The following is a 19964-nucleotide window of genomic DNA, read 5'->3' on the forward strand; positions in this document are numbered from 1 at the left end:
CGTTGCCGTTGGAGTATGGACGTTTGCCGGTCTTTGGGCGAGCGCACTTTTTGACCTGCTTAGTCTAAACTCCAATTGCAAAGCATCTGCGTTAATCTGCATACATCTGCGGTTTCCCTATCGATCAAAGATTTATGCAATAACTCTAATCTGTAACACTTCGCATTGCTAATAACGCCGTCCCATAAGCAGCCGCAGTATGAATTGGCGTTATTACAGGGACTTTTAAATAACGCTTTCTAATCGCACTCCAAACCGAATTTTTTGCCCCGCCGCCAGCAGTATAAACTTTTGTCAAAGGAGTTGCACCCAATTCTTGCAATAATTGATATCCCCGCGCTTCAATCCGCGCTATGCTTTCTAGCAAACCGTGCAGAAATTCCACTGAATCAGTGGGACGCGGTTCGAGTCGAGGCGGTAAATTCGGGTCATTAATCGGAAAGCGATCGCCCTTTTTCAACAATGGGTAATAATCCAGCAAACTCTCTTGTTCTGGATCGATTTGTGTGCTATAATTGTCCAACTCAACATCAGTAAAAAAGTGTCGCAACACCGCACCTCCTGTATTAGAAGCACCTCCAACTAACCACAAATCGCCTAATTTGTGACTGTAAATCCCGTATCTAGAATCATCTACGCGGGTATGACTTAACAGTTTGACTGCTAAAGTAGAACCGAGAGAAGTTACTGCTTCCCCTGGTGAATTGACACCGCTTGCTAAAAATGCGGCAATGCTATCGGTTGTACCAGCACAAATCATACAATCGCGAGGAAATCCGAAGCGATCGCCCACTTGATCTCTCACTTCTCCCACAGGCGTGCCCGGTGCGACAACTTGCGGCAATTCAGGAGTTGCAGCGCCCGCAATTCCCTCTATCAGCCAATTCGGATAGCACAAAGTATCAACATCGAAACCGAGTTTCAAAGCATTGTGATAGTCGCTAATTCCCAATTTTCCGTGCAGCAGAAATGCCAGCCAGTCAGCTTGATGCAGGAAAACCGTAGGGGCGGTTTCCTCTCGAAAGTCTTGCAACCACAGGAGTTTGGCCAGACTCGATGTAGCGCTCAATACTGTGTGGTTATCCGGCGCGATCGCCCGCAACCTCTCTGTCACCGCTGCACCGCGCGCATCATTGTATAAAATGGGTTCGCATACTGGTATACCGTCGGTATTGCACAGCATGACAGTGGAGGATGTGCCGTCAAGGGCGATCGCCTTTACCTGATTGCGGATTGTTGGGGGAATTTGCTCGATCGAATCCCACAGCGCATTTTGCCACACCGAGGGCAATTCAGGCTGTTGTTGGCCGTTGTTGGCAAAAGTATATTCAGTCTCACAATGTATTGTACCCTGGGAGTCTATGACAGTCGATCGCGCGCCAGTCGTGCCGAAATCTATCCCCAAATAAAGATTCATTTGCCACTCCCGCGAATTTTCATATTTTGAGTAAACCACAAAGTTTATTTGCGTCTTATGGGTGTTTCATTCCTCAGCTTCTGCTGCGGCAATATCAGCATTTATCTGCTCTTTATTGGCGTATTCTTTAAATAAGGGATGATTTTCTAAGTTGCTATCAATAGGTCTGAGAATTTTTATGTCTGCTAAAGATTATGTTGCAAATTCTATTTCATAGGGCATATCTAAGCTGTAGATATTTTAATAGAATTGGTGCATTACTGTTCGCTAATTAACCCTAGATTCGTAAAAAAGGTTCGAGAATAAATACTTGACAAAGGGCTGAAATCGCTATAGATTACAGCTTACAGTTCTCGATGCGAGAGAAGAGAGAACCACACAACCAACCCCAACCACCCCAACACCCCAACAACCCAACCCAATCCTTCTCCCCCCCACGCAAACACACGCGCACACGACGGGAGGTGACCCTGTGGTGCTTCCAGATTAAAGGTTAAATTATCGTACTCCAACCAACCTTTCCTCCCCTTTCTCCTCTTTCGCCAACCGACACGATCGCCTAGCTTGCATTCAGTGTCATAATCAACTTTACCGCCTATTTCTAACCAGATTTTTTTCTGGACACTAAAGCCGAAACGACCCTGACTATATTTTACCCACAATTTGTCGATCGTCCGCAAATCATCGCCTGGAAAATTCTCGATCGAGTTCGTATCGAACCAACCTTCCTTCTCCCGTCTAGCAGCTTTTAACATCACTTTGAATGTTTCCTGATCCGCCTCTTTCCACTCCCCTGTGGCCAATAAATCCCGGAGACGAGTATAGTCAACACCCCGCCCTGATTTAAGCGAGTCTGGTGGAGGTGTTTGAGCTGATAATTGAGGTGATTGAGTACCAAGAGCCTGCAAAACTTCACTAGCAGATTGATAACGTTTTTTAATAGCAGGTTGTATCATTTTATCTAAAATCTGACCCAGTTCCGAAGTGACAGATGTTTTTAAGTGTTCTCGCCACACCCACTCAAACTCGCTATCATCGAATAAATCAATCGGCTTAACCTGAGTTAACAGACACAGACAAGTGACACCCAGACTATAAATATCACTCGCATGAATCGGTTTACCGTTGGCTTGTTCTGGTGCCATATATCCAGCCGTCCCGATTCTCGTTCCCGTTAGCCCTAGAGCCGTTTGTGTCGCATATTTCGCGGCTCCAAAGTCAACTAAAACCAGTTGCCCATCTTGCCGAAGAATAATATTTTCTGGCTTGATATCTCGGTGAATAACTTGGCGAGAGTGAATGAACTCGAATACTGGCAGTAAATTATTAAGCAAGTCGCGAATCTGCGTTTCGCTAAAATATCCCTTAGATTCTAGTGTTTGGGCTAAATTTTCACCGTCGATGAATTCTTGGACTAAATACTGCCTTCCATCTTGACTAAAATATGCTAATAAGTCGGGAATTTGAGAATGTTTACCCAACTGTTCTAGGCGTACTGCTTCCAGCTCAAATAACTCAGCAGCTTTCTGGATACTAGAAGCGCCTTGAAGTTGGGGGTAGAATTGTTTAATAACGCAGGGAGGTTTTGAGGGTTTATACTCGTCAATAGCTAGAAAAGTGCGCCCAAATCCCCCTTGTCCAATAATTTTTTGGGCTCCGTAGCGATCGCCCAATAGCAGTTTATTTCCGCATTTTTGACAAAATTTTGTAGAGCCAGACGGGTTTTTGAATAGGCAATCCGGGTTTAGACACTGGCTCATAAAATATGCTTGCAGATTAGAGATTAAAGCTCTCGATGCGATGCCAGCCGACATGGTGTTCCATGTGAAAAAGCAGAGCCGGGTAACGACATGGCCTTGCCTTTCATCGTGTCAACTTAACCCGAAAAACCGCTTAACCCGAAAGATCGGCAGGGGTTTAAACCCCTGCCAAACAAGGCATTGCCGTGTCCCTAGTTAAACTTTTGTCCCGCACTCAGGACAAAAGTTATTGGTCGAAACATTCTTAGCGCCGCAACTCGGACAATAAACCAACTCCGCAGATTGCAACTTGCTACGATCTGGCAAACCAACCATTTGAGCGTTGCTCTTGCCAGGAACTACCATCGGATAGCAGTTTTCGTCCCTCGTCACCTTCACGTTCATCAGCACCGGGCCCTGGTGAGCGAGCATTTGACCGATCGCATCTTTGAGTTCCTCCGGCCGCGAAACCAGCATCCCCTTGACGCCATAAGCTTCAGCCAGCATCACAAAATCCGGCATCCCTACAGTCATATTCGACGACGAATAACGCTCGCCGTAGAACGCCTGCTGCCACTGCCGCACCATGCCTTGCCAGCCATTATTTACAATCACAACCTTGACATTAATGCCGTATTGTGCTAAAGTTCCCAGCTCTTGAATATTCATTTGCACGCTAGCATCGCCAGCAATACAAATCACTTGCTCATGCGGCAGCGCCATTTTAGCGCCCATCGCCGCCGGCAGCCCGTAACCCATCGTGCCCAAACCAGCGCTCGAAATCCAGCGGCGCGGCCCGTTGTTCAAGAATTGAGCCGACCACATTTGATGTTGACCGACATCTGTTGTGTAGTAAGCATCCGGCGCTTGAGTAGCTAACTCCGAAATCACCTCTTGCGGAGCCAAAATGTCTGGGTAATGAGGCACAACTAACGGATAGTCCTGTTTCCACTGATCGATCCTGTGCAGCCATTCCCCAGTCTGTCCGGGATTCGGCGAAACTCCAGTTTCCCGACAGCGGCGCAGCAAATCGATCAAAACTTGGCGGACATCTCCGACAATCGGCACGTCTGGACCGCGAGTTTTGCCCACTTCGGCCGGGTCGATATCGATGTGAATCACCTTAGCGCGCGCGGCAAACTCGTCTAATTTGCCCGTCACGCGATCGTCAAACCGAGCCCCAACAGCAATCAGCAAATCGCACTCGGTAACGGCAAAATTAGCGTAAGCAGTGCCGTGCATCCCCAGCATTTTCACCGACAAACGATGATTTTCGTCAAAGGAACCTTTGCCCATCAGCGTTGTCGTCACCGGCAATTGGAAAAGTTCGGCCAGTTCCTTAATTTCTTCGTGGGCCGCCGCGGCGATCGCCCCGCCGCCCACATAAAGCAAAGGACGCTTTGCTTCCTTCAGCAAATAGATTGCTTGATTAATTTGCCGAGGATTTCCCTTCACCGTCGGCCGGTAGCCCGGAATTCTCACAGATCCGGGTTCCACCGGCAGATAGTCAAATTCTTCTAAACCTACATCCTTGGGCACATCAACCAACACCGGCCCCGGCCGCCCTGTACTCGCGATGTGGAAAGCTTCAGCCACAATTCGCGCCATATCTCTCGGGTCGCGCACTACATAAGAATGCTTGACAATTGGCAGGGTAATCCCGTAAATATCTGTTTCCTGAAACGCATCAGTGCCGATCGCCGGACGGGGAACCTGACCGGTAATAATTACCATCGGGATCGAATCCATGTGGGCCGTCGCAATCCCCGTCACCAAATTAGTTGCGCCCGGGCCCGAAGTAGCAAAACAAACCCCAACTTGTCCGGTAGCGCGGGCGTAGCCGTCCGCCGCGTGAGCGGCGCCTTGCTCGTGGCGCACCAGAATATGTTTGATAGCGCCAGTTTCTTCAGCGCGGTAGAGTTCGTCGTAAAGCGGCAGAATTGCGCCGCCGGGATAACCAAAAATATGCTTGACGCCGTGGCGGATCAAGCTGTCAATCAGAGCAAATCCACCAGTTGCACGCTTGATGGTCACTTTAGTTTTTAGTTGCACAATTTCCTTCCTTAAACTAATTATGATTTTTAATGAAAGCTTTTATACTACTTTAATCTCAATTAATCAAACTATGAAAATTTAAGTGGTGAGATTTTACAAAAGATTTCGCGATCGGACATTTATCGCCAGGCCCAGAATTTGTGGAACAGCAGAGCCAGAAAAGAAACAGAGGAAATCGCGGCTTGTCTGCCGGTTGACCGCGATATGACGCTTGCTTGTATAGCATTAGTTTCGATCGGCATTAGAGAAGAAAAACAATGGTTTGTTTGCAATGCCAGAAAGTCCTAACCGTCAGGGCGGTTGCTATGTTAGAGATCGATCGCAAAAAGAAAGCCCTCGAACCTCTTCCCATTGGTGTCAACAATCGCCTAAAACCCTTGATAAATCTCGTTTAGACGCCAGTCTCGATCCCCCTCGCATTCCCGTTTAGAAGGGGGAGGAAATAGAATAGTCCGGTTCCCCCCAACTCTCGGGGGATCTGGACAATCATCGTCAAACAGTAGATCCGTACTACATTTGACGTTAAGTTGACACCCATCCCCTCTTATATCTTCCTTCTTCCTTCTTCCTTCTTCCTTCTCCCTTCTTCCCTGTTCCCAAAATTCACATTGCATCCTGCAAGACTTTGCGAGTATGTTTCCAAGCTGCCATGCCCATCACTGAGACCAAAAAGCCCAAACTCACCAACACGATCCGCAAGCCGAGGTGATCCGAACCCACGGCTTTGCTGACAGCATCCGTCAGCGGGCCGGTCAGTGCTAAAGGCAAGCTCAGAGCAATATTAATCGCATTGTTCTCCAAGCCAAAGACTTTTCCCCGCATAGATTCGGGAGTCTTTTCTTGAATCAGAGCTTGCATCGGGCCGTTAATTAAGGAAGCCCCAAAACCGAACAGAGCGCTCAATCCGAATCCCACCCACAACTCAGGGAACAGAGCACTCAATCCGAATCCCACCCACAACTCTCGGGTAAAGGCAAACATTGCTAATACAAAACCCATCATCAAGAAACCGATTAAAGGCAGAGGTTTGTGGTGCATTCGATGACCCCAGTGTCCCAAAAAGGCTGCGCCGAAGACCATTCCAATTCCCGCAGCAGCCAGCAAAAAGCCAAATTGAGTTTCTTTGAGACCTATTTTGCCTGAAAGCGCGATCGCCAGCACCTGAAGCGCTGCAAACACCGAATACAAAATCGTCAACTGCACCATCGCGTTGCTGACAAGGTGATTGTGTTTCAAATAGCGCAAACCTTCTTTGAGGTCTTGCCAAGGATGGACGTTTTTGCCACTGCTGCCGAAATGACTTTCTTTGATCCGCATGGCATAGATCAAACCTGCTGATATCAGGTACAACCCGCCCAGCAAAAACTCTTGAGAAGCTGCTCCAAAGCTGTGTTTGACCCAACTAAACAGCGGTTCGCCGATCGTCATACCGACAATAATGCCGCCCATTGTGGACGAGGCGAACAGCGCATTTGCTGACATCAGTCCCTCTCGCCCCACGGCCAGGGGGATTGCCGCCTGCTCTGCAGGAGCAAAAAATTGCGTTACGGTAGAAACCAAAAACGTCATCGTCAATAAAACCACAAAAGCTTTGGGCAAAAACGGCAAAGCTACAATCAATACGGCTCGAATCACGTTGCAGCCGATGAGCATTTGCTTTTTGGAGAAGCGGTCTACGACGATACCGGCCGCCGAACCAAATACGATCGCCGGCAGCGTGTAGGCGATCATTACTGCTGACAGCATAGAATTTTCCGAATGCTGCCAAGAAACAGGCCAGGGTCGGTAGTCGCCTGTTTTCAGCAGAATAATCAGCAATACGTAAAAGATTTTATCCGCCACTTGGGCCAATAACTGGCCGGTCCACAAGGCGAGGAAGGGGCGATTTCTCAGTAGGGCATCAAGCCCGCTGCGGTCAGGGGGAGGGCTGGCTGGGTGCATAATAATAGTTTAACTGACCGCCTCTAGCAATTATCGTTTTCAGCAATACGTGCAAATCTCACATAGCGTAATGTGGAAACTCGGAAAACTCCTGTCTCCTGCGTTCTTTTTCTGTTTTAGCAGATCCGTGGCTCCGGGCTTGGGTCTTTTTCACTCAACCGCGATCGGCCCGAACCGAGAGCCCGCGCCCCGGCAAATGCGAGAATATTGTTAAAGATTGGCATAAATATCATCGCGAGTACAAAATAAGGTAGTATATTTTACAAAATACTTAATACTAGCAGTGATATTAAAAGATGTCACGCGATTTAAGTAATATAACGAAGGTACTAACTGTTAGGAGTGAGAAACTTGAAAAAGGTTGAAGCTATTATTCGCCCCTTTAAACTAGACGAAGTGAAAATCGCACTCGTCAATGCTGGTATTGTGGGGATGACTGTTTCTGAAGTTAGAGGTTTTGGCCGTCAGAAGGGCATGACTGAACGCTATCGCGGTTCTGAGTACACCGTCGAGTTCCTGCAAAAGCTCAAGGTCGAGATTGTTGTGGAAAACGATCAGGTTGACATGGTGGTTGATAAAATTATCGCTGCTTCCCGCACGGGCGAGATTGGCGACGGCAAGATTTTCATCTCTCCTGTAGAACAAATTATTCGGATTCGGACTGGGGAAAAGAACTTGGAGGCAATCTAAGATACTGGGGCATTGGGCATTGGGCATTGGGCATTGGTAATTGGTCCTTGGTAACTAATCATTGCCAACGAAAAACCTCTTTCCTGTTTAGTTCTGATACCTAAGTGTCAATATCCAATGCCACAGTTACCCCCTGTTTTGGCTTTTTTTCTGATTAGGAGTTGACAATATTCGCCATTTGTGGTATTAAAGCTTGGAAGGCTCGACCGCGATGGGAGTGCGATCGCTTGATATCCGGTGTCATTTCGGCAAAAGTCTGTTGCTGTGCGGGTATGTAGAAAATGGGGTCATATCCGAAACCTCCCGTACCGCGAGGAGTGTGCAGGATTTCGCCGCGGCAAATTCCTTCTACTTGCAGGGCAATTGTACCGTCAGGACGGGCGATCGCGATCGCGCAAACAAATTGTGCTTCCCGGTTTTGTTGGCTTCCCAATTCTTTGAGAAGTCGAGATATCCTGTCAGCATCGGTTTTCCCGTAGCGCCCCGAGTAAATCCCAGGTCTACCGTCGAGTGCATCTACCATTAAACCAGAATCATCGGCGATCGACCATTTGCCTGTTGCTTTTGCCACTTCAGACGCCTTCAAGCAAGCATTAGCAATAAAAGTTTCGCCTGTTTCCTCGATTTCCAACTCTTCGGGTTTGAGCTGCAATTCCCATCCCAAATCCTGAAGATAAAGTTGCATTTCCTTGAGTTTACCCGGATTGCCGGTAGCTACAACTAGCAATTTGCGATCGGTCATTATTTCAATTAAAACTTACGGATTGATATTAACAAACATTTTGCACCATTCTAAATAAACCTTTCACGGGCTGGATCTCCTACCCGCCACCCTCGCAACTTAGCGCTGTTAAACTAACTCTTTCTGCTTCTTCGAGCGCAGACTCTCCCAAAAACTTGTAGAATTGTATAAATTGTTGAACAAAATCAATTACTAAAAAACCAGGCTCATGCTCGTACTTTAACGTGCCCGCGTTTATAATAGTTAAGTTACCAAAGTGTCGAACCATCTTGTAATGTGTATGACCATTGATGACATATCTATATTTTCCTCCTCGAATTAAGTTTTGGATATCTATGTTTACTTTAATGGCATACCCATAATCACCAGGAGTTAGTCGAGCCATATCATTTTCTCCAATGCCGTGACACAAGAGTGCTCGACCGTGAGGTGTTGGGAATTCAATAGTTGAAGGGAGAGAGCTTAAAAACGACTGCGAAATAACCGAAAGAGAATCTGGCTGTGTAGCCTCTTTTAGACTTCGCATTTCATTTTTTAATAACCATCGTCGTGATTTCCTAAAACAACCAGAATTTCTTCGCGTTTCAATATATTACAGCATTGATTAGCGTCACCTGAACCATCAACTATATCCCCTACACAAAGGATATTATCAACATTTTGGGAGTTCAGAAAAGCTACGGTTTTATCCAACAATTGTTCTTCAGCGTGGATCTCGCCGATTACACCGATAATATTGAAGTTTTTGTTTGTAATCATTGTTGAAGAAGGACTAAAGTCCTTACTACAAACGAGTTTTTTAATGGAATTCAAAGGTGGCACGGGCGTCTCGCCCGTGTCATTCACCGGTGGTTAAAAAATTAACCTTTCTGCGCCCAATCCTTCGCCCAATTTAAGTTTTGCATAACTTCTTTCAATGTCGCCGCTTCTGAATACAGCCGCAACACGGGTTCTGTTCCGCTAAACCGAATTAACAGCCAACTTCCGTCAGCCAAGCGGAATTTATATCCGTCAACTTTGTTGCAATCTACAACTGCTTTGCTGGCGATTTCTGTTAAAGGTTGATTTTGCAGCAGCGACAGCAAACGCGACCTTTCTTCCATGTTTGCTAAGTGCAAGTCGATTCTGTCATAAGCTGAAGTAAAGCTGGTTTCTTGTTGCAGTCGGCTGTAAATTTCGCTTAAGTCTTCCCCGGATTTGACAACTGCTTCTAACAAGTACAGGGCTGACAGCAAAGCATCTCGTTCGGGAATGTGCGTACCGTAGCCAATTCCTCCCGATTCTTCGCCGCCGACTAAGACTTGGGTGGTTAACATTCGATCGGCTATATACTTGTAACCGATCGGCGTTTCAAATAACGGCAAGTCGTACAGCTTGGCAATTTTGGGAATTATGTCTGAACCGCTGACTGTTTTGATGACTTCCCCGGTCAATCCGCGCCGTTTTGCTAAATGTTCGATTAATATGGGAACTAGGATTTGTGAACTGAGAAAGTTGCCGCTAGAGTCAACGGCTGCAATTCGATCGCTATCTCCGTCAAATACAAATCCGATCGACAAACCAGAACTTTTTCGCTGGTGAGTGCGCATCACCCGAAATAACTGCGACAGGTAGCGCGGCAAAGGTTCGGGTGCACCGCCGCCAAACAGCGGATCTCGATCGCTGTTGACTTCATGTACCGGAACTTCTAAAATTTGAGCCAATCCTCCGGCGGCGGCACCGTGCATTACATCTACAAATACTGTAATTTTGCCGCTGGCGATCGCCTCTTTAATCGCCTCAATATCTACCATTTCGCGCAAGGTTTTGCAGTAAGCCGGCCAAGGATTGAAATTCTCCAATTTGCCGGGAGTTGCTGAAAGTGCCGCCGGATTTTCGAGTTTTTCTTCTATTTGTTGAGTAACTTCGGGCGAAACTGAACCGCCAAATCCGCCCTTGACTTTTAACCCTAAATATGCACCGGGATTGTGGCTGGCTGTCAGGACGATCGCACCCAAAGCATTTAATTGTTTGGCAGCTAAACTGAAAGCTGGAGTAGGAGCGTAGGATTCGCTCAACAGCACGTCAAATCCTGCGTTTTGGACGGCAACAGCCGCTGTTTTGGCAAATTCTTCAGCTAAAAACCGGCGGTCGTGACCGACAATTACGGTACCGCTGCTGCCATCGCTGCCGCCGGTTTGTGCGAGAACTTGTGCCGCTAGGGGAGCGACTAAGGCCACGCGATCGAATGTAAAATCGTCAGCAATGATGCCGCGCCAGCCATCTGTACCGAATTTAATAGGATTCATTAGTCACAAGTCATGAGTCACCCGTCTATTTTATGGGTTTATCAGTCGATCGTCATCGGATTTTAGATTTTAGATTTTAGATTTTAGATTTTAGATTGCGACTGCGGATGAATCTGGGGGCTAGTGACCAAATTGCTCGATCGTTAGCCACCAGGAAAAAAGTGATTGGCTGGCTAATAACTAATGGCTAATGACTAATGACTAATGACTAATGATTAAAAGAATGCCGGTTGGTGGCGGAGCAAATTCAGGAATTCTTCGCGAGTTTTCTGTTCCTCTTGAAACACGCCCAACATGGCACTCGTAACCGTCCAAGCACCGGGTTTTTGCACACCCCGCATCGTCATGCACATATGGCTGGCTTCCATTACTACAGCCACTCCCTTCGGTTCCAATATTGTCTGAACTGCTTCGGCAATTTGGCGTGTCAAACGTTCTTGCACCTGCAACCGGCGGCTGTACATCTCGGCAATTCTGGCTAATTTGCTCAGTCCCACTACTTTTTGGTTGGGAATGTAAGCGATGTGAACTCGGCCCATAAACGGCAGCATATGGTGTTCGCACATACTGAATACGCTGATATCTCGCACCAGTACCATTTCGTTGTGGCCTTCGTCAAAGATAGCGCCGTTGAGGAGTTCTTCGAGGGATTGACTGTAGCCGCTGGTGAGAAACCGCATTGCTTCTGCTACCCGCTTTGGGGTTTTGAGCAATCCTTCGCGTTCGGGATCTTCTCCTACTCCCAGCAGCATTGTCCGAACGGCGGCCATCATTTCTTCCTGGCCTACTTCTGAGGGTACGGGTACGTTGGATTCTTGACCGTTCGAGGAATTGCGATCTGGTCGAGTGGGGATGCGCGGGGTGTTGTTGTCTGCGGTTTCTGAAAGTTTCATGCTGTCAGTCGAGGTTGAGTTCGAGCCATTGGAATCGGTGGAAGATGCAATTGTCATAACAAGTTGGTGTGAGGGTGAATCGATTTTCGATTTTCGATTTTCGATTTTCGATTGGGGGATATAGCTAGAGATTCAAAGATTGTTGAATTCGATAAAAATCCAGCAGTCTCAAATCTCAAGTTCACAAAACTCCTGCGTTGGACATGAGGGTGATTTCTTCAATTACTGCACTTGCTGGCAACTGAACTGCGTGCAGAATTGATTGGGCGACGATTTCTGGGGTTAACATGGCGGTGCGATCGAAGTCGGATTGCACGGTGTTTGTGTCCCACATGGGAGTGTTGACAGAACCCGGACAGATTGCTGTTACCCGAATTCCGCGAGCCCGTTCTTCGGCGGCTAAGGTTTTAGACAAAGCCATGAGACCGAATTTGCTGACGCAGTAGGGTCCCCAGTTGGGGAAGGTTTGGATGCCGGCGATCGAGGAAACGTTGATGATGATTCCCGATCCGCGATCGCGCATGGACGGCAAAACTCCTAGAATGCACTGCCAAACGCTAGTAAGATTGAGGTCTAGAACGTTCTGCCAGTCGGCTAGGGACGTTTCCGTCAAGGAGCCGGTGTAGCCCATACCCGCGCTGTTGACCAGGATATCTACGGCACCCAATTGAGCTGCGATCGCGCTGATGCTGCTTTGCACTTGCTCAATTTTTGCCAAGTCTAAGGGATAAGCTTCTGCTTTCACTCCGACTTCTCGGGCTGCTGCGGCAACGGCTTCTAAGTTTTCCGACTCTCGGCTAACTAAGGCCAGATTTATGCCCTCGGCGGCGAACGCTAGAGCCGTCGCTTTGCCAATACCACTGCTGGCTCCGGTAATCAGAGCCTGCTTTGTTGTTGGATGGTTCATTCAGTGTCCTAATACTTTCGCTCGGCAAATCCCTCAAGCGTTGCAGCTTTCTTCGGCAAATTAGAAAGCTGTCTGCTGCGGGTGAGTACAGTTAATTATGAGATCAACATTAAGAACTGTTAAGCCGGTGTCACCTGAAAAATTATAACACTGCTGACTGATCCGCAGAATAGTGAGCTGTCAGTTATGAGTTTGAAGTTAAAAGATTTTTAACTCATAAGTGATAACTCTGAATCGATCGGCTCAAGCAGAAATTTCTGTGAATACACCGATGTCGCGAAACTTTTGATACCGGAGCTGGCGCCGCTGCTGACCCGTAAGCTGTGTCAGTTCTGCTAGGTTTTCCAACAAAGCTTGTTTGAGTATGGATGCAGCTTTGAGTGGATTCGAGTGAGCGCCGCCGACCGGCTCGGGTACTATTTGATCGAGAACGCCGAGGTTTTTCAAATCCCAGGAAGTGATTTTAAGGGCTTCTGCAGCTAAGTTAGCTTTGCCAGAGTCTTTCCAGAGAATGGCCGCACAAGCTTCGGGGGTGGCGACGGTGTAGACGGAATGTTCCAACATCAACAGCCGCTCGCCGACGCCAATGCCCAAGGCGCCGCCGGAACCGCCTTCGCCGATGACAGTACAAATAATGGGAACGTCGAGGCGAAACATTTCTCGGAGGTTACAGGCGATCGCCTCTCCCTGTCCTAGCTGTTCTGCTTCTAAGCCCGCCCAAGCTCCCGGAGTGTCGATAAACGTGAAAATTGGCATTCCGAAGCGATCGGCGTGTTCCATCAACCGCAGGGCTTTGCGGTAGCCGCCGGGAGCCGCCATGCCAAAGTTGCGGGCGATATTGTCTTTAGTGTCGCGCCCTTTTTGATGGCCGATGATGACTGTGGGAAGCCCGTCTATGCGGGCAATTCCGCCGACGAGGGCCGGGTCGTCTCCGCCGCGCCGATCGCCGTGAAGCTCGATCCACTCGTCGCTAATTGCCTGAATGTAATCGAGGGTACTGGGGCGGCGCGGGTGACGGGCGAGTTGCAGACGCTGCATGGGGGACAAGCTGCTGAAAATCTCTTGTCGCAGTTGGGTTGAGCGAGCTTCGAGTTTGCGAATTTCGTCGGTGACATCTACGCTGTTTTCTTCGGCGAGTTGGCGAATCTGGTGAATTCGGGTTTCGAGTTCGGCCAGGGGCTTTTCAAAATCTAGGAGTAGTGGTTTGCGGTCGGGGTTTGCCACGCTGATAATTTCTATAGGGTTTTAAGGTTTTGTCGATCGACTATTTCCAGATCCTACCCTGTCAGGTGATGCTGAAAAAGAGGGGAAATTTGGAAATTTGGAAGTTTTGAATTATGCTTTGCTTAGTAATCTTGTTGAAAACCAGAGGCTTGAGCCTCATTTTTTGCTACACTATTTTTGCTTGCTTCTGAGTTTTACGCGCATACTTCCCCGCGCCCCTAGACCCCCACAGCCACAAAAAACCTAACCCTGCTGAACTGTTCCCAAGTAAAAAAAGTGACAGCAGCGCGATCTATCTCACCTCTACGGAAGCTTTAACAGCCCTGTCTATATTAGCTGTTGTCGCCGACCATCAAATATCAGAAAAAAGACAAACTCTTGTCGCGAATCCCCTGGGCTGGTTGAGAACTACACACAACTTTTATTTTCGTCGTGCGATCGGGCATAATGTTAACGGTTAATTGTTAACTCTCTAAAAAAAAGTTACTGGTTATTATCAGAAAAACTTTCCTCAATAACCAATAACCGCAACAAATCACATCAAAATGACATTAAAGGTCGGAAACCGTGTTTAACTGAAATCTCGCCGATTTGCTCCATCTTTTCGACAGTAATTTGATTCCGTCCCCAAGAAAAATTGGTATACAATTTTTCAAATTCCAGCAGCATTGATTCGGCAAAACAGGCAAACAACTGTCGGCCCGGTACATCCATATTTACAATCTTCATAATTTTCCACTCAATATCGAGGGAATGCTCCACAATGCCGCCATTGAGTACGTAAATTTCCGGATGCTGAACCTGAGTTGCCAAATTTTTCGGATAGCCACCGTCAATCAATAAACAGGGTTGCTTCAATGTTTTAGGGTCAATTTCTACTCCCTTTGGCATACTGGCTACCCAGACTACAATATCCGCTTGGGGCAGGGCTTCTTCCAAATCCAAGATTTTGCCTCGCCCCAATTCCGATTGCAAATCTTGCAATCGTTCTTTGTCGCGGGCAATGAGCAACAATTCTGCTACATTTGTTTTAAGATTGAGCCAGCGACACACCGCACTGCCAATATCCCCAGTAGCACCGCAAACCGCTACAGTGGCTTTTGAAAGTTCAATTCCCAATTTTGGGGCTGCTTCTTCTACTTGACGGCAGAGGATGTAAGCCGTGTGAGTGTTACCAGTGGTGAAGCGTTCAAACTCCAACTTGAGATTGCGAATTTGCTTAATTTGCTGCAAGTTGAAAGTCTCAAAAATGATTGAAGAAAAGCCGCCTAAAGCAGTGATGTTAATCCCGTTTTTTTGAGCGTGTGCCATCGCATTAAGGATTTTGCGAGTGGCTGCTTTAATCCGGCGAGTGGCTAGCATTTCTGGCAGAAAACAGGACTCCACATAGCGGCCTTCTATTTTTTGTCCAGTGATGCTTGTTACCGTGATATGATCGACTATTTGAGGCGGTGCGCTGCACCAAAAATCGAGACCTTGATCGGCATATTCTGGATAGCCCAGCTCGTTAGCTACTGATTGGGCGTGTTCTAAGCTGGTTAAGTGACCGATTAGACCAAACATTAAGTTGTCAAATGAAGGAAGATTGAAGATTGAAGATTGAAAATGGAAGAGGGAAGATGGGAAGATTAAAAATTTATATTTTAAAATGAGGTATCCCATTTTTCATTTTTCATTTTTAATTGTTTTCCCATTCCTTATTTCCTAATTAACTAGGCGGCTAAGCCTTGTGCTGACATCCGCATGATATCGCGGTTGTTAAAGCCTATGTTGCCTAGGGCTTCGCCGTAGGCAATCATAAAGTCTTCGATTAAAGCGTCTTTTTCCATTCCTAAAACGCGGGCATCGTCTGCGACAGCGTTTAGCAGTCTCCAGATGATGGGCAGGTTTTGGCGGTTGGCGGCTTCTAGTTCGACTTTGGATTCCTCAAAGTGAGCTTGCAGCCAGACTTCCCCAAAGTTGAGGTGGCTGTATTCTTCTTTGACGACGCCTTCGGTGATTTTGCGAGCAAAGTCATCGGCGACGGGGATGTAGATGTTGTAAGCTGCGATCGCAAAACACTCGATAATTAGCGATTGGATCAGCAAGCAAGTTACAATCTGACCTTGAGCAGCGGCCGTTTGGAAGTTTCTGTGCAGTTCCGAAAAGAACTCCTTGGCAAATGCCATGTCCGGCGTGACTTTGAGATTCTTGCCGCAAGCTTGGAAGCCTTTCATGTGGCGGTTCTCCATCTTGGACAAGCCAACTAACTCTGCTTTTTTGTCAGCCAACAGTTCGGCCAGTGTCAGGTAATTATCGTGAGCTTCTTGTTCGCCTTCAATCACAATGGCGTTGATGCGGCTGTAAGCATCTTTGTAAGTTTCGGTTTGAAAGTCAATTGTTGGGCTGGCCTCAAGCTGGGGCATAGATATGTAGTCTCCTCATATAAGCTTGTGGGATGTTTGGAAACCCCTTTAAAATTGGGGGTCAGTGACAGTGCACTTTACCTTTTTTGAACGCACCCCATCTAAATCAGAGATTATAGCTGAGGATTCTTTCGACAAAGAACTTTTCTTTGACGCTCCGGGAAAAACTGGCGTCCTCAGCGTGTTTGGCGGACTTTTGCCGTCGAACACTCCAGAAAGACTATCGCTAGAATGCTATCTATTTACTAATTACTTGAATTAGTCGTTAGTCGATCTTTTGCCCGGAAATAGATGATAGAAATACGGTCTATGTCTCCACCTTTCAGGGTTTTACAGTACCAACTCTATCTATAACATCATATCCTAACCACAACTTCCTCCCTAGGTACTCCTTCTTTCCCTCTACGACTATTATGTTGTGGTATGGGAATCTGGGAGGCGATCGGGTTGGAGAACCTCACAGGCTTATTATTTTAGGTTAATTCACAAATTTATGGGTAAATCCTTTGACAGGTCTCAAGCGCTGGAATTGCTGAGTTTTATTTTGTTGCTGGCGGGGGCTGCGCTGGTGCTGCTGCCGCTGGCTGCTGTATTTTTGCTTTCATTATCACCATCTGGTGTGGGTGTCAAGACCACAGGTCTGACTTTTGCGAACTATCAGGAGGCTTGGCGACGGGGCAATTTTTTGTTGGCATTCCTTAATTCTACTCTAGTGGCGCTGGCAGTGACGGGTTTTCAGGTTGTGACTTCTGCTTTGGCCGGTTATGCTTTGGCCAGGTTGAAGTTTCGGGGGCGACAGGCCTTAGTTTTGGGGGTTTTGGCGACGCTGGTAATTCCGTTTCAGCTTTTGGTGATTCCGATTTTCTTGGTTTTGAAGTGGGGGCATCTGCTGAATACTTACGGGGCGCTGATTTTGCCTACGGCGGCTAACGGTTTTGGGATTTTTCTGCTTCGCCAGTATTTTATGACTGTTCCGGTGGAGTTGGAGGAGGCGGCAATGCTGGATGGGGCTAACCGCTGGCAGGTTTTGTGGCAGGTGATGTTACCTTTGGCCCGCCCTGCTTTGGTGACGCTGTTTTTGTTTACGTTTATCGGGGAGTGGAATGATTTGTTTAAGCCGCTGGTGTTTACGACGCGGCCCGAGTTGCGGACTGTGCAGTTGGTTCTGGCCGAATTTCAGGAACAGTTTACTAGCAGTTGGCAGTTGTTAATGGCGGCGGTGGTAATTGGAACTGTACCGGTGGTGTTGCTGTTTTTAGCCGGTCAACGACAGTTTATACGGGGGATTGCGGCGACGGGGATTAAGAATTGAGTTGGAAATGCTTCGCAATTAAGTTTGTAGTCATTTGTTGAACCATTCTCAAGAACAGGCAAGATGCCTGTTCCACAAATACTAAATATTCTTAAGGAACGGGCATCTTGCCTGTTGCTGACATTGGTTCCAGGTGTGAGTTTGTAGTTACTGGGCGATTGAAATCGCTACTATAGCAATCCTAAATCATTTGTGAATTTCTTACTCCCTCCCCTTGGTAAGGGGAAAGTTGGGGTGGGGTAAAACATTTACGACTCCTGCAAGGATTGCTATATACAAACGAAGTTTACTTTAAGTGGACTAAGATATAAAGGGGATATTAAAGCTGTATTATGTGAATCTATGCAGAAGCTCGGTTTGTTTTTATTTATCGTATCTTTTGTACCATGGTTAGCAGTCTTATTTGTTGTGCCATTCCTGCCGCTGGACATTACCCAAAAAACTACTTTATCTGTCGTTTTAGCTGTTGGGGCAGAAGTTTGTTTTTGGATTAGCGTGCTGCTGTTGGGGAAAGAAGTAGTTACCAAATATCGGCGTTACTTGAATCCCCGCTATCTTTGGAAAAAAATCAGAAATTTTAACCGTAGATGAACAGGGCTAGACGCCGATAATGAGCCTGGAAGTTAGTGTTTATCTGCGGTCAAGGTTGAGCTATTCGCTGAAAATTTGCAAGCGAATAGAGCGTTCTCCGTCTCCAAAATCCACTTCAATCTTTTCTCCCGAAAGACTGTCTAAGCATCCCAAAAGCAAGCGCAAATTGGGTGTGCTTGCTCCTGTATCCACGTACAATCTATCTGCCAAACTGCCTAAGCGTTTCCAAATGGTGTAGAGTTTGACTACTGTTTGTTCTAGCTGTGCGGCTTGTTTTACAACGTCGGCGGTGGTTCCCAAACAGCCTACTCGCAAAGATTCTTCTAAGGCCATTTCCATGTCTAAATGAGACTGATTGAGAGCTTGCACTTGGGCGGCGGCGTCGAGATATTTTGATAAGTTCTTGGCGTCGGATGTTAGCTGTTTGACAGTATCTACGTCGGGATTTTCTGCTACTTCTTTTTGAATTTCGCTTTGGTGAGATGGGGAGAGTTTCTCCATTTCTTTGACTAAAGGAGCGAGGTAGCGGGAAGGTAAAGAACCGCTAGATGCTTTTTCTTTGACTTCTTCTGGCAATAAATCTGAGTTCATTGCCATCCATTCGTCGGAGAGTTGTTTGACTTCGCGGCGGGTGATGCGATCGCCATTTGCTGCTGCATCTGTTACCATTTGCTGGACTTCTGGAGATGCTTTGGCGGTTTCTACAAAGGCTCTTTTGCTGAAGTTTCTAATGGAATTTGGGTCTAAATCTCCTTGCTGGATCAGAGTATCGGCACTATTAGCTAATTCTATCAAAGAATAGGCTTGACTTTTGCCAATTTCTCTTTCTTTGAGCCAGTTCAAAAACCCTGTACCGCGTCCTTCGCCGCCTTTTTTTTCTCTGTCTCTAACTGTTCGGAGAATGCGTCCCCGCCAAATGTCGGTCTGCAAGTCGAAGCGATCGCACACTTTCCAGGCATTGTCAACCTGATTTTCAAAATCAAAGTCTGGTAGTTGTTCGTCTTCGGGGTCTGGCAATTGGAAATTGATATCGGTAAAGCCGTTGAGGGCTTCTGCAAGTTCTGCGGGATTTAGGGGGACTTCAGCCATTAGGAAAAAATTGTGTAGTGCAACAGCCGGTTTAAGTGGGAATATGCACGGGTTGACAGTTGAGACGCTACCTGTAGTAGTAAGTGGGGGAATGCTCACCCTACTAATAGAGTTTTTGTGCAAGTCATATTATTATTGCACGATGGAGGGCGATCGGCGAAAAGATACCCAAAATGACTCCGGGTACGCCCCTGATGGGACTTGATGCGAGTGCTGGCTGTGCGGGGATTGAGTTAAAGTGAATTATGAAATTAAAGGAACTAATAAAATGCTGGAAACTACCAAACGTTAGGAGTGCTCTATCCCTTTGTTAGCCTAGAATTGAGAAAATAAGCTAAAGGAAAAGTGCCAGTTCAGAACAAGACATCGCTAATATCATTACGATCGAACCGGGTAAGCGAGGTTGTTAACCCTGTATTCAAGGCATGAGAATTACGGTTGATGACGTGTTGGAATATCTCGCTTCTGGGATGAGTTATGAAGAAATCCTAGATGATTTTCCCTATCTTACCCAAGAGGATATTTTGGCTTGTTTGAGTTTTTCTTAAATAGTTATCATATTAGGTTCGGTAATCGCTAATAATGATTGTATACTAAGAGCGTAAGGCTCGCGAGCTAGAAGCTCGCACTGTAGTAGTAATTAATTGACCGGACATAATATTATCTCTCTG

General features: G+C 46.9%; 20 protein-coding genes. 5 read left to right on the forward strand and 15 right to left on the reverse strand.

What is annotated here, in order from left to right; genetic code table 11:
- Positions 1-145: 145 nt before the first annotated feature.
- From QUA13_RS22740 to QUA13_RS22760, 5 genes are all read right to left on the reverse strand, one after another.
- On the reverse strand, positions 146-1417 hold the full coding sequence (locus QUA13_RS22740) for an FGGY-family carbohydrate kinase (RefSeq protein ID WP_333202177.1): 1272 nt from the start codon (positions 1415-1417) through the stop codon (positions 146-148).
- 344 nt (positions 1418-1761) lie between these two features.
- Positions 1762-3177, reverse strand: coding sequence for a serine/threonine-protein kinase (locus QUA13_RS22745; RefSeq protein ID WP_333202132.1), 1416 nt, complete (start codon positions 3175-3177; stop codon positions 1762-1764).
- Positions 3178-3372: 195 nt separating this feature from the next.
- Complete coding sequence (ilvB, locus tag QUA13_RS22750; RefSeq protein WP_333202134.1) at positions 3373-5208, reverse strand: biosynthetic-type acetolactate synthase large subunit; 1836 nt, start codon at positions 5206-5208, stop codon at positions 3373-3375.
- A 371-nt stretch (positions 5209-5579) separates the two neighbouring features.
- Positions 5580-5825, reverse strand: a complete 246-nt coding sequence (locus QUA13_RS22755) for a hypothetical protein (RefSeq protein WP_333202136.1) — start codon at positions 5823-5825, stop codon at positions 5580-5582.
- Positions 5815-7152 carry an MFS transporter gene (locus tag QUA13_RS22760; protein ID WP_333202139.1) on the reverse strand — a complete coding sequence of 446 codons (1338 nt, stop codon included), beginning with the start codon at positions 7150-7152 and terminating at the stop codon, positions 5815-5817. Before QUA13_RS22760 ends, QUA13_RS22755 begins: the two co-directional genes overlap by 11 nt.
- Before the next feature lie 351 nt (positions 7153-7503).
- Here QUA13_RS22760 and QUA13_RS22765 point away from each other — a divergent pair, with 351 nt between their 5' ends.
- Positions 7504-7842 (forward strand): P-II family nitrogen regulator, encoded by a 339-nt coding sequence (locus QUA13_RS22765; protein WP_006633346.1) that lies wholly within the window; start codon positions 7504-7506, stop codon positions 7840-7842.
- Between the two features lie 154 nt (positions 7843-7996).
- Here the strand turns inward: QUA13_RS22765 and rdgB are convergent, their stop codons facing one another.
- The 9 genes from rdgB to QUA13_RS22810 all read right to left on the reverse strand — a co-directional run bounded on the left by rdgB (position 7997) and on the right by QUA13_RS22810 (position 16301).
- A complete protein-coding gene (gene rdgB / locus QUA13_RS22770) occupies positions 7997-8584 on the reverse strand; it encodes an RdgB/HAM1 family non-canonical purine NTP pyrophosphatase (protein WP_333202142.1) in 588 nt (195 codons plus the stop codon).
- Positions 8585-8663: 79 nt separating this feature from the next.
- Positions 8664-9110 carry a hypothetical protein gene (locus tag QUA13_RS22775; RefSeq protein ID WP_333202144.1) on the reverse strand — a complete coding sequence of 149 codons (447 nt, stop codon included), beginning with the start codon at positions 9108-9110 and terminating at the stop codon, positions 8664-8666.
- Positions 9111-9118: 8 nt separating this feature from the next.
- Positions 9119-9430, reverse strand: a complete 312-nt coding sequence (locus tag QUA13_RS22780; protein WP_333202146.1) for a metallophosphoesterase family protein — start codon at positions 9428-9430, stop codon at positions 9119-9121.
- Positions 9431-9444: 14 nt separating this feature from the next.
- A complete protein-coding gene (locus tag QUA13_RS22785; RefSeq protein ID WP_333202148.1) occupies positions 9445-10872 on the reverse strand; it encodes a phosphoglucomutase/phosphomannomutase family protein in 1428 nt (475 codons plus the stop codon).
- A 215-nt stretch (positions 10873-11087) separates the two neighbouring features.
- Positions 11088-11822 carry a GTP cyclohydrolase I FolE gene (gene folE / locus QUA13_RS22790; protein ID WP_172190992.1) on the reverse strand — a complete coding sequence of 245 codons (735 nt, stop codon included), beginning with the start codon at positions 11820-11822 and terminating at the stop codon, positions 11088-11090.
- A 124-nt stretch (positions 11823-11946) separates the two neighbouring features.
- Positions 11947-12672: an SDR family oxidoreductase gene (locus tag QUA13_RS22795; protein ID WP_333202150.1), complete on the reverse strand. Its 726-nt coding sequence runs from the start codon at positions 12670-12672 to the stop codon at positions 11947-11949.
- Positions 12673-12915: 243 nt separating this feature from the next.
- Positions 12916-13896: an acetyl-CoA carboxylase carboxyl transferase subunit alpha gene (gene accA / locus QUA13_RS22800; RefSeq protein WP_333202152.1), complete on the reverse strand. Its 981-nt coding sequence runs from the start codon at positions 13894-13896 to the stop codon at positions 12916-12918.
- A gap of 540 nt (positions 13897-14436) precedes the next feature.
- Positions 14437-15459, reverse strand: coding sequence for a long-chain acyl-[acyl-carrier-protein] reductase (locus tag QUA13_RS22805; protein ID WP_172191000.1), 1023 nt, complete (start codon positions 15457-15459; stop codon positions 14437-14439).
- Positions 15460-15608: 149 nt separating this feature from the next.
- The gene (locus tag QUA13_RS22810; protein ID WP_333202154.1) at positions 15609-16301 is read right to left on the reverse strand and encodes an aldehyde oxygenase (deformylating); all 693 of its coding nucleotides are present in this window, start codon (positions 16299-16301) and stop codon (positions 15609-15611) included.
- 70 nt (positions 16302-16371) lie between these two features.
- Between QUA13_RS22810 and QUA13_RS22815 the strand changes: the two genes are divergently transcribed.
- From QUA13_RS22815 to QUA13_RS22825, 3 genes are all read left to right on the forward strand, one after another.
- Complete coding sequence (locus tag QUA13_RS22815) at positions 16372-16563, forward strand: hypothetical protein (RefSeq protein ID WP_172191004.1); 192 nt, start codon at positions 16372-16374, stop codon at positions 16561-16563.
- Between the two features lie 231 nt (positions 16564-16794).
- Positions 16795-17613: a carbohydrate ABC transporter permease gene (locus tag QUA13_RS22820; protein ID WP_333202157.1), complete on the forward strand. Its 819-nt coding sequence runs from the start codon at positions 16795-16797 to the stop codon at positions 17611-17613.
- Between the two features lie 342 nt (positions 17614-17955).
- Positions 17956-18204: a transporter suffix domain-containing protein gene (locus QUA13_RS22825; RefSeq protein WP_333202159.1), complete on the forward strand. Its 249-nt coding sequence runs from the start codon at positions 17956-17958 to the stop codon at positions 18202-18204.
- Positions 18205-18264: 60 nt separating this feature from the next.
- Here QUA13_RS22825 and QUA13_RS22830 read toward each other — a convergent pair whose 3' ends face one another.
- Positions 18265-19293 carry a hypothetical protein gene (locus tag QUA13_RS22830; RefSeq protein ID WP_333202161.1) on the reverse strand — a complete coding sequence of 343 codons (1029 nt, stop codon included), beginning with the start codon at positions 19291-19293 and terminating at the stop codon, positions 18265-18267.
- Positions 19294-19709: 416 nt separating this feature from the next.
- Here QUA13_RS22830 and QUA13_RS22835 point away from each other — a divergent pair, with 416 nt between their 5' ends.
- On the forward strand, positions 19710-19841 hold the full coding sequence (locus QUA13_RS22835) for a DUF433 domain-containing protein (RefSeq protein ID WP_333202179.1): 132 nt from the start codon (positions 19710-19712) through the stop codon (positions 19839-19841).
- Positions 19842-19964 lie beyond the last annotated feature (123 nt).

This window comes from Microcoleus sp. S28C3 (assembly GCF_036700785.1).
Taxonomy (GTDB): domain Bacteria; phylum Cyanobacteriota; class Cyanobacteriia; order Cyanobacteriales; family Microcoleaceae; genus Microcoleus; species Microcoleus asticus.

Coding starts and splice junctions, on each gene's coding strand:
- QUA13_RS22740 (WP_333202177.1), bottom strand. CDS start 1,417: ATGAATCTTTATTTGGGGATAGATTTCGGCACGACTGGCGCGCGATCG.
- QUA13_RS22745 (WP_333202132.1), bottom strand. CDS start 3,177: ATGAGCCAGTGTCTAAACCCGGATTGCCTATTCAAAAACCCGTCTGGC.
- QUA13_RS22755 (WP_333202136.1), bottom strand. CDS start 5,825: ATGCAATGTGAATTTTGGGAACAGGGAAGAAGGGAGAAGGAAGAAGGA.
- QUA13_RS22760 (WP_333202139.1), bottom strand. CDS start 7,152: ATGCACCCAGCCAGCCCTCCCCCTGACCGCAGCGGGCTTGATGCCCTA.
- rdgB (WP_333202142.1), bottom strand. CDS start 8,584: ATGACCGATCGCAAATTGCTAGTTGTAGCTACCGGCAATCCGGGTAAA.
- QUA13_RS22775 (WP_333202144.1), bottom strand. CDS start 9,110: ATGCGAAGTCTAAAAGAGGCTACACAGCCAGATTCTCTTTCGGTTATT.
- QUA13_RS22785 (WP_333202148.1), bottom strand. CDS start 10,872: ATGAATCCTATTAAATTCGGTACAGATGGCTGGCGCGGCATCATTGCT.
- folE (WP_172190992.1), bottom strand. CDS start 11,822: ATGACAATTGCATCTTCCACCGATTCCAATGGCTCGAACTCAACCTCG.
- QUA13_RS22795 (WP_333202150.1), bottom strand. CDS start 12,672: ATGAACCATCCAACAACAAAGCAGGCTCTGATTACCGGAGCCAGCAGT.
- QUA13_RS22805 (WP_172191000.1), bottom strand. CDS start 15,459: ATGTTTGGTCTAATCGGTCACTTAACCAGCTTAGAACACGCCCAATCA.
- QUA13_RS22810 (WP_333202154.1), bottom strand. CDS start 16,301: ATGCCCCAGCTTGAGGCCAGCCCAACAATTGACTTTCAAACCGAAACT.
- QUA13_RS22820 (WP_333202157.1), top strand. CDS start 16,795: ATGGGTAAATCCTTTGACAGGTCTCAAGCGCTGGAATTGCTGAGTTTT.
- QUA13_RS22825 (WP_333202159.1), top strand. CDS start 17,956: ATGCAGAAGCTCGGTTTGTTTTTATTTATCGTATCTTTTGTACCATGG.
- QUA13_RS22830 (WP_333202161.1), bottom strand. CDS start 19,293: ATGGCTGAAGTCCCCCTAAATCCCGCAGAACTTGCAGAAGCCCTCAAC.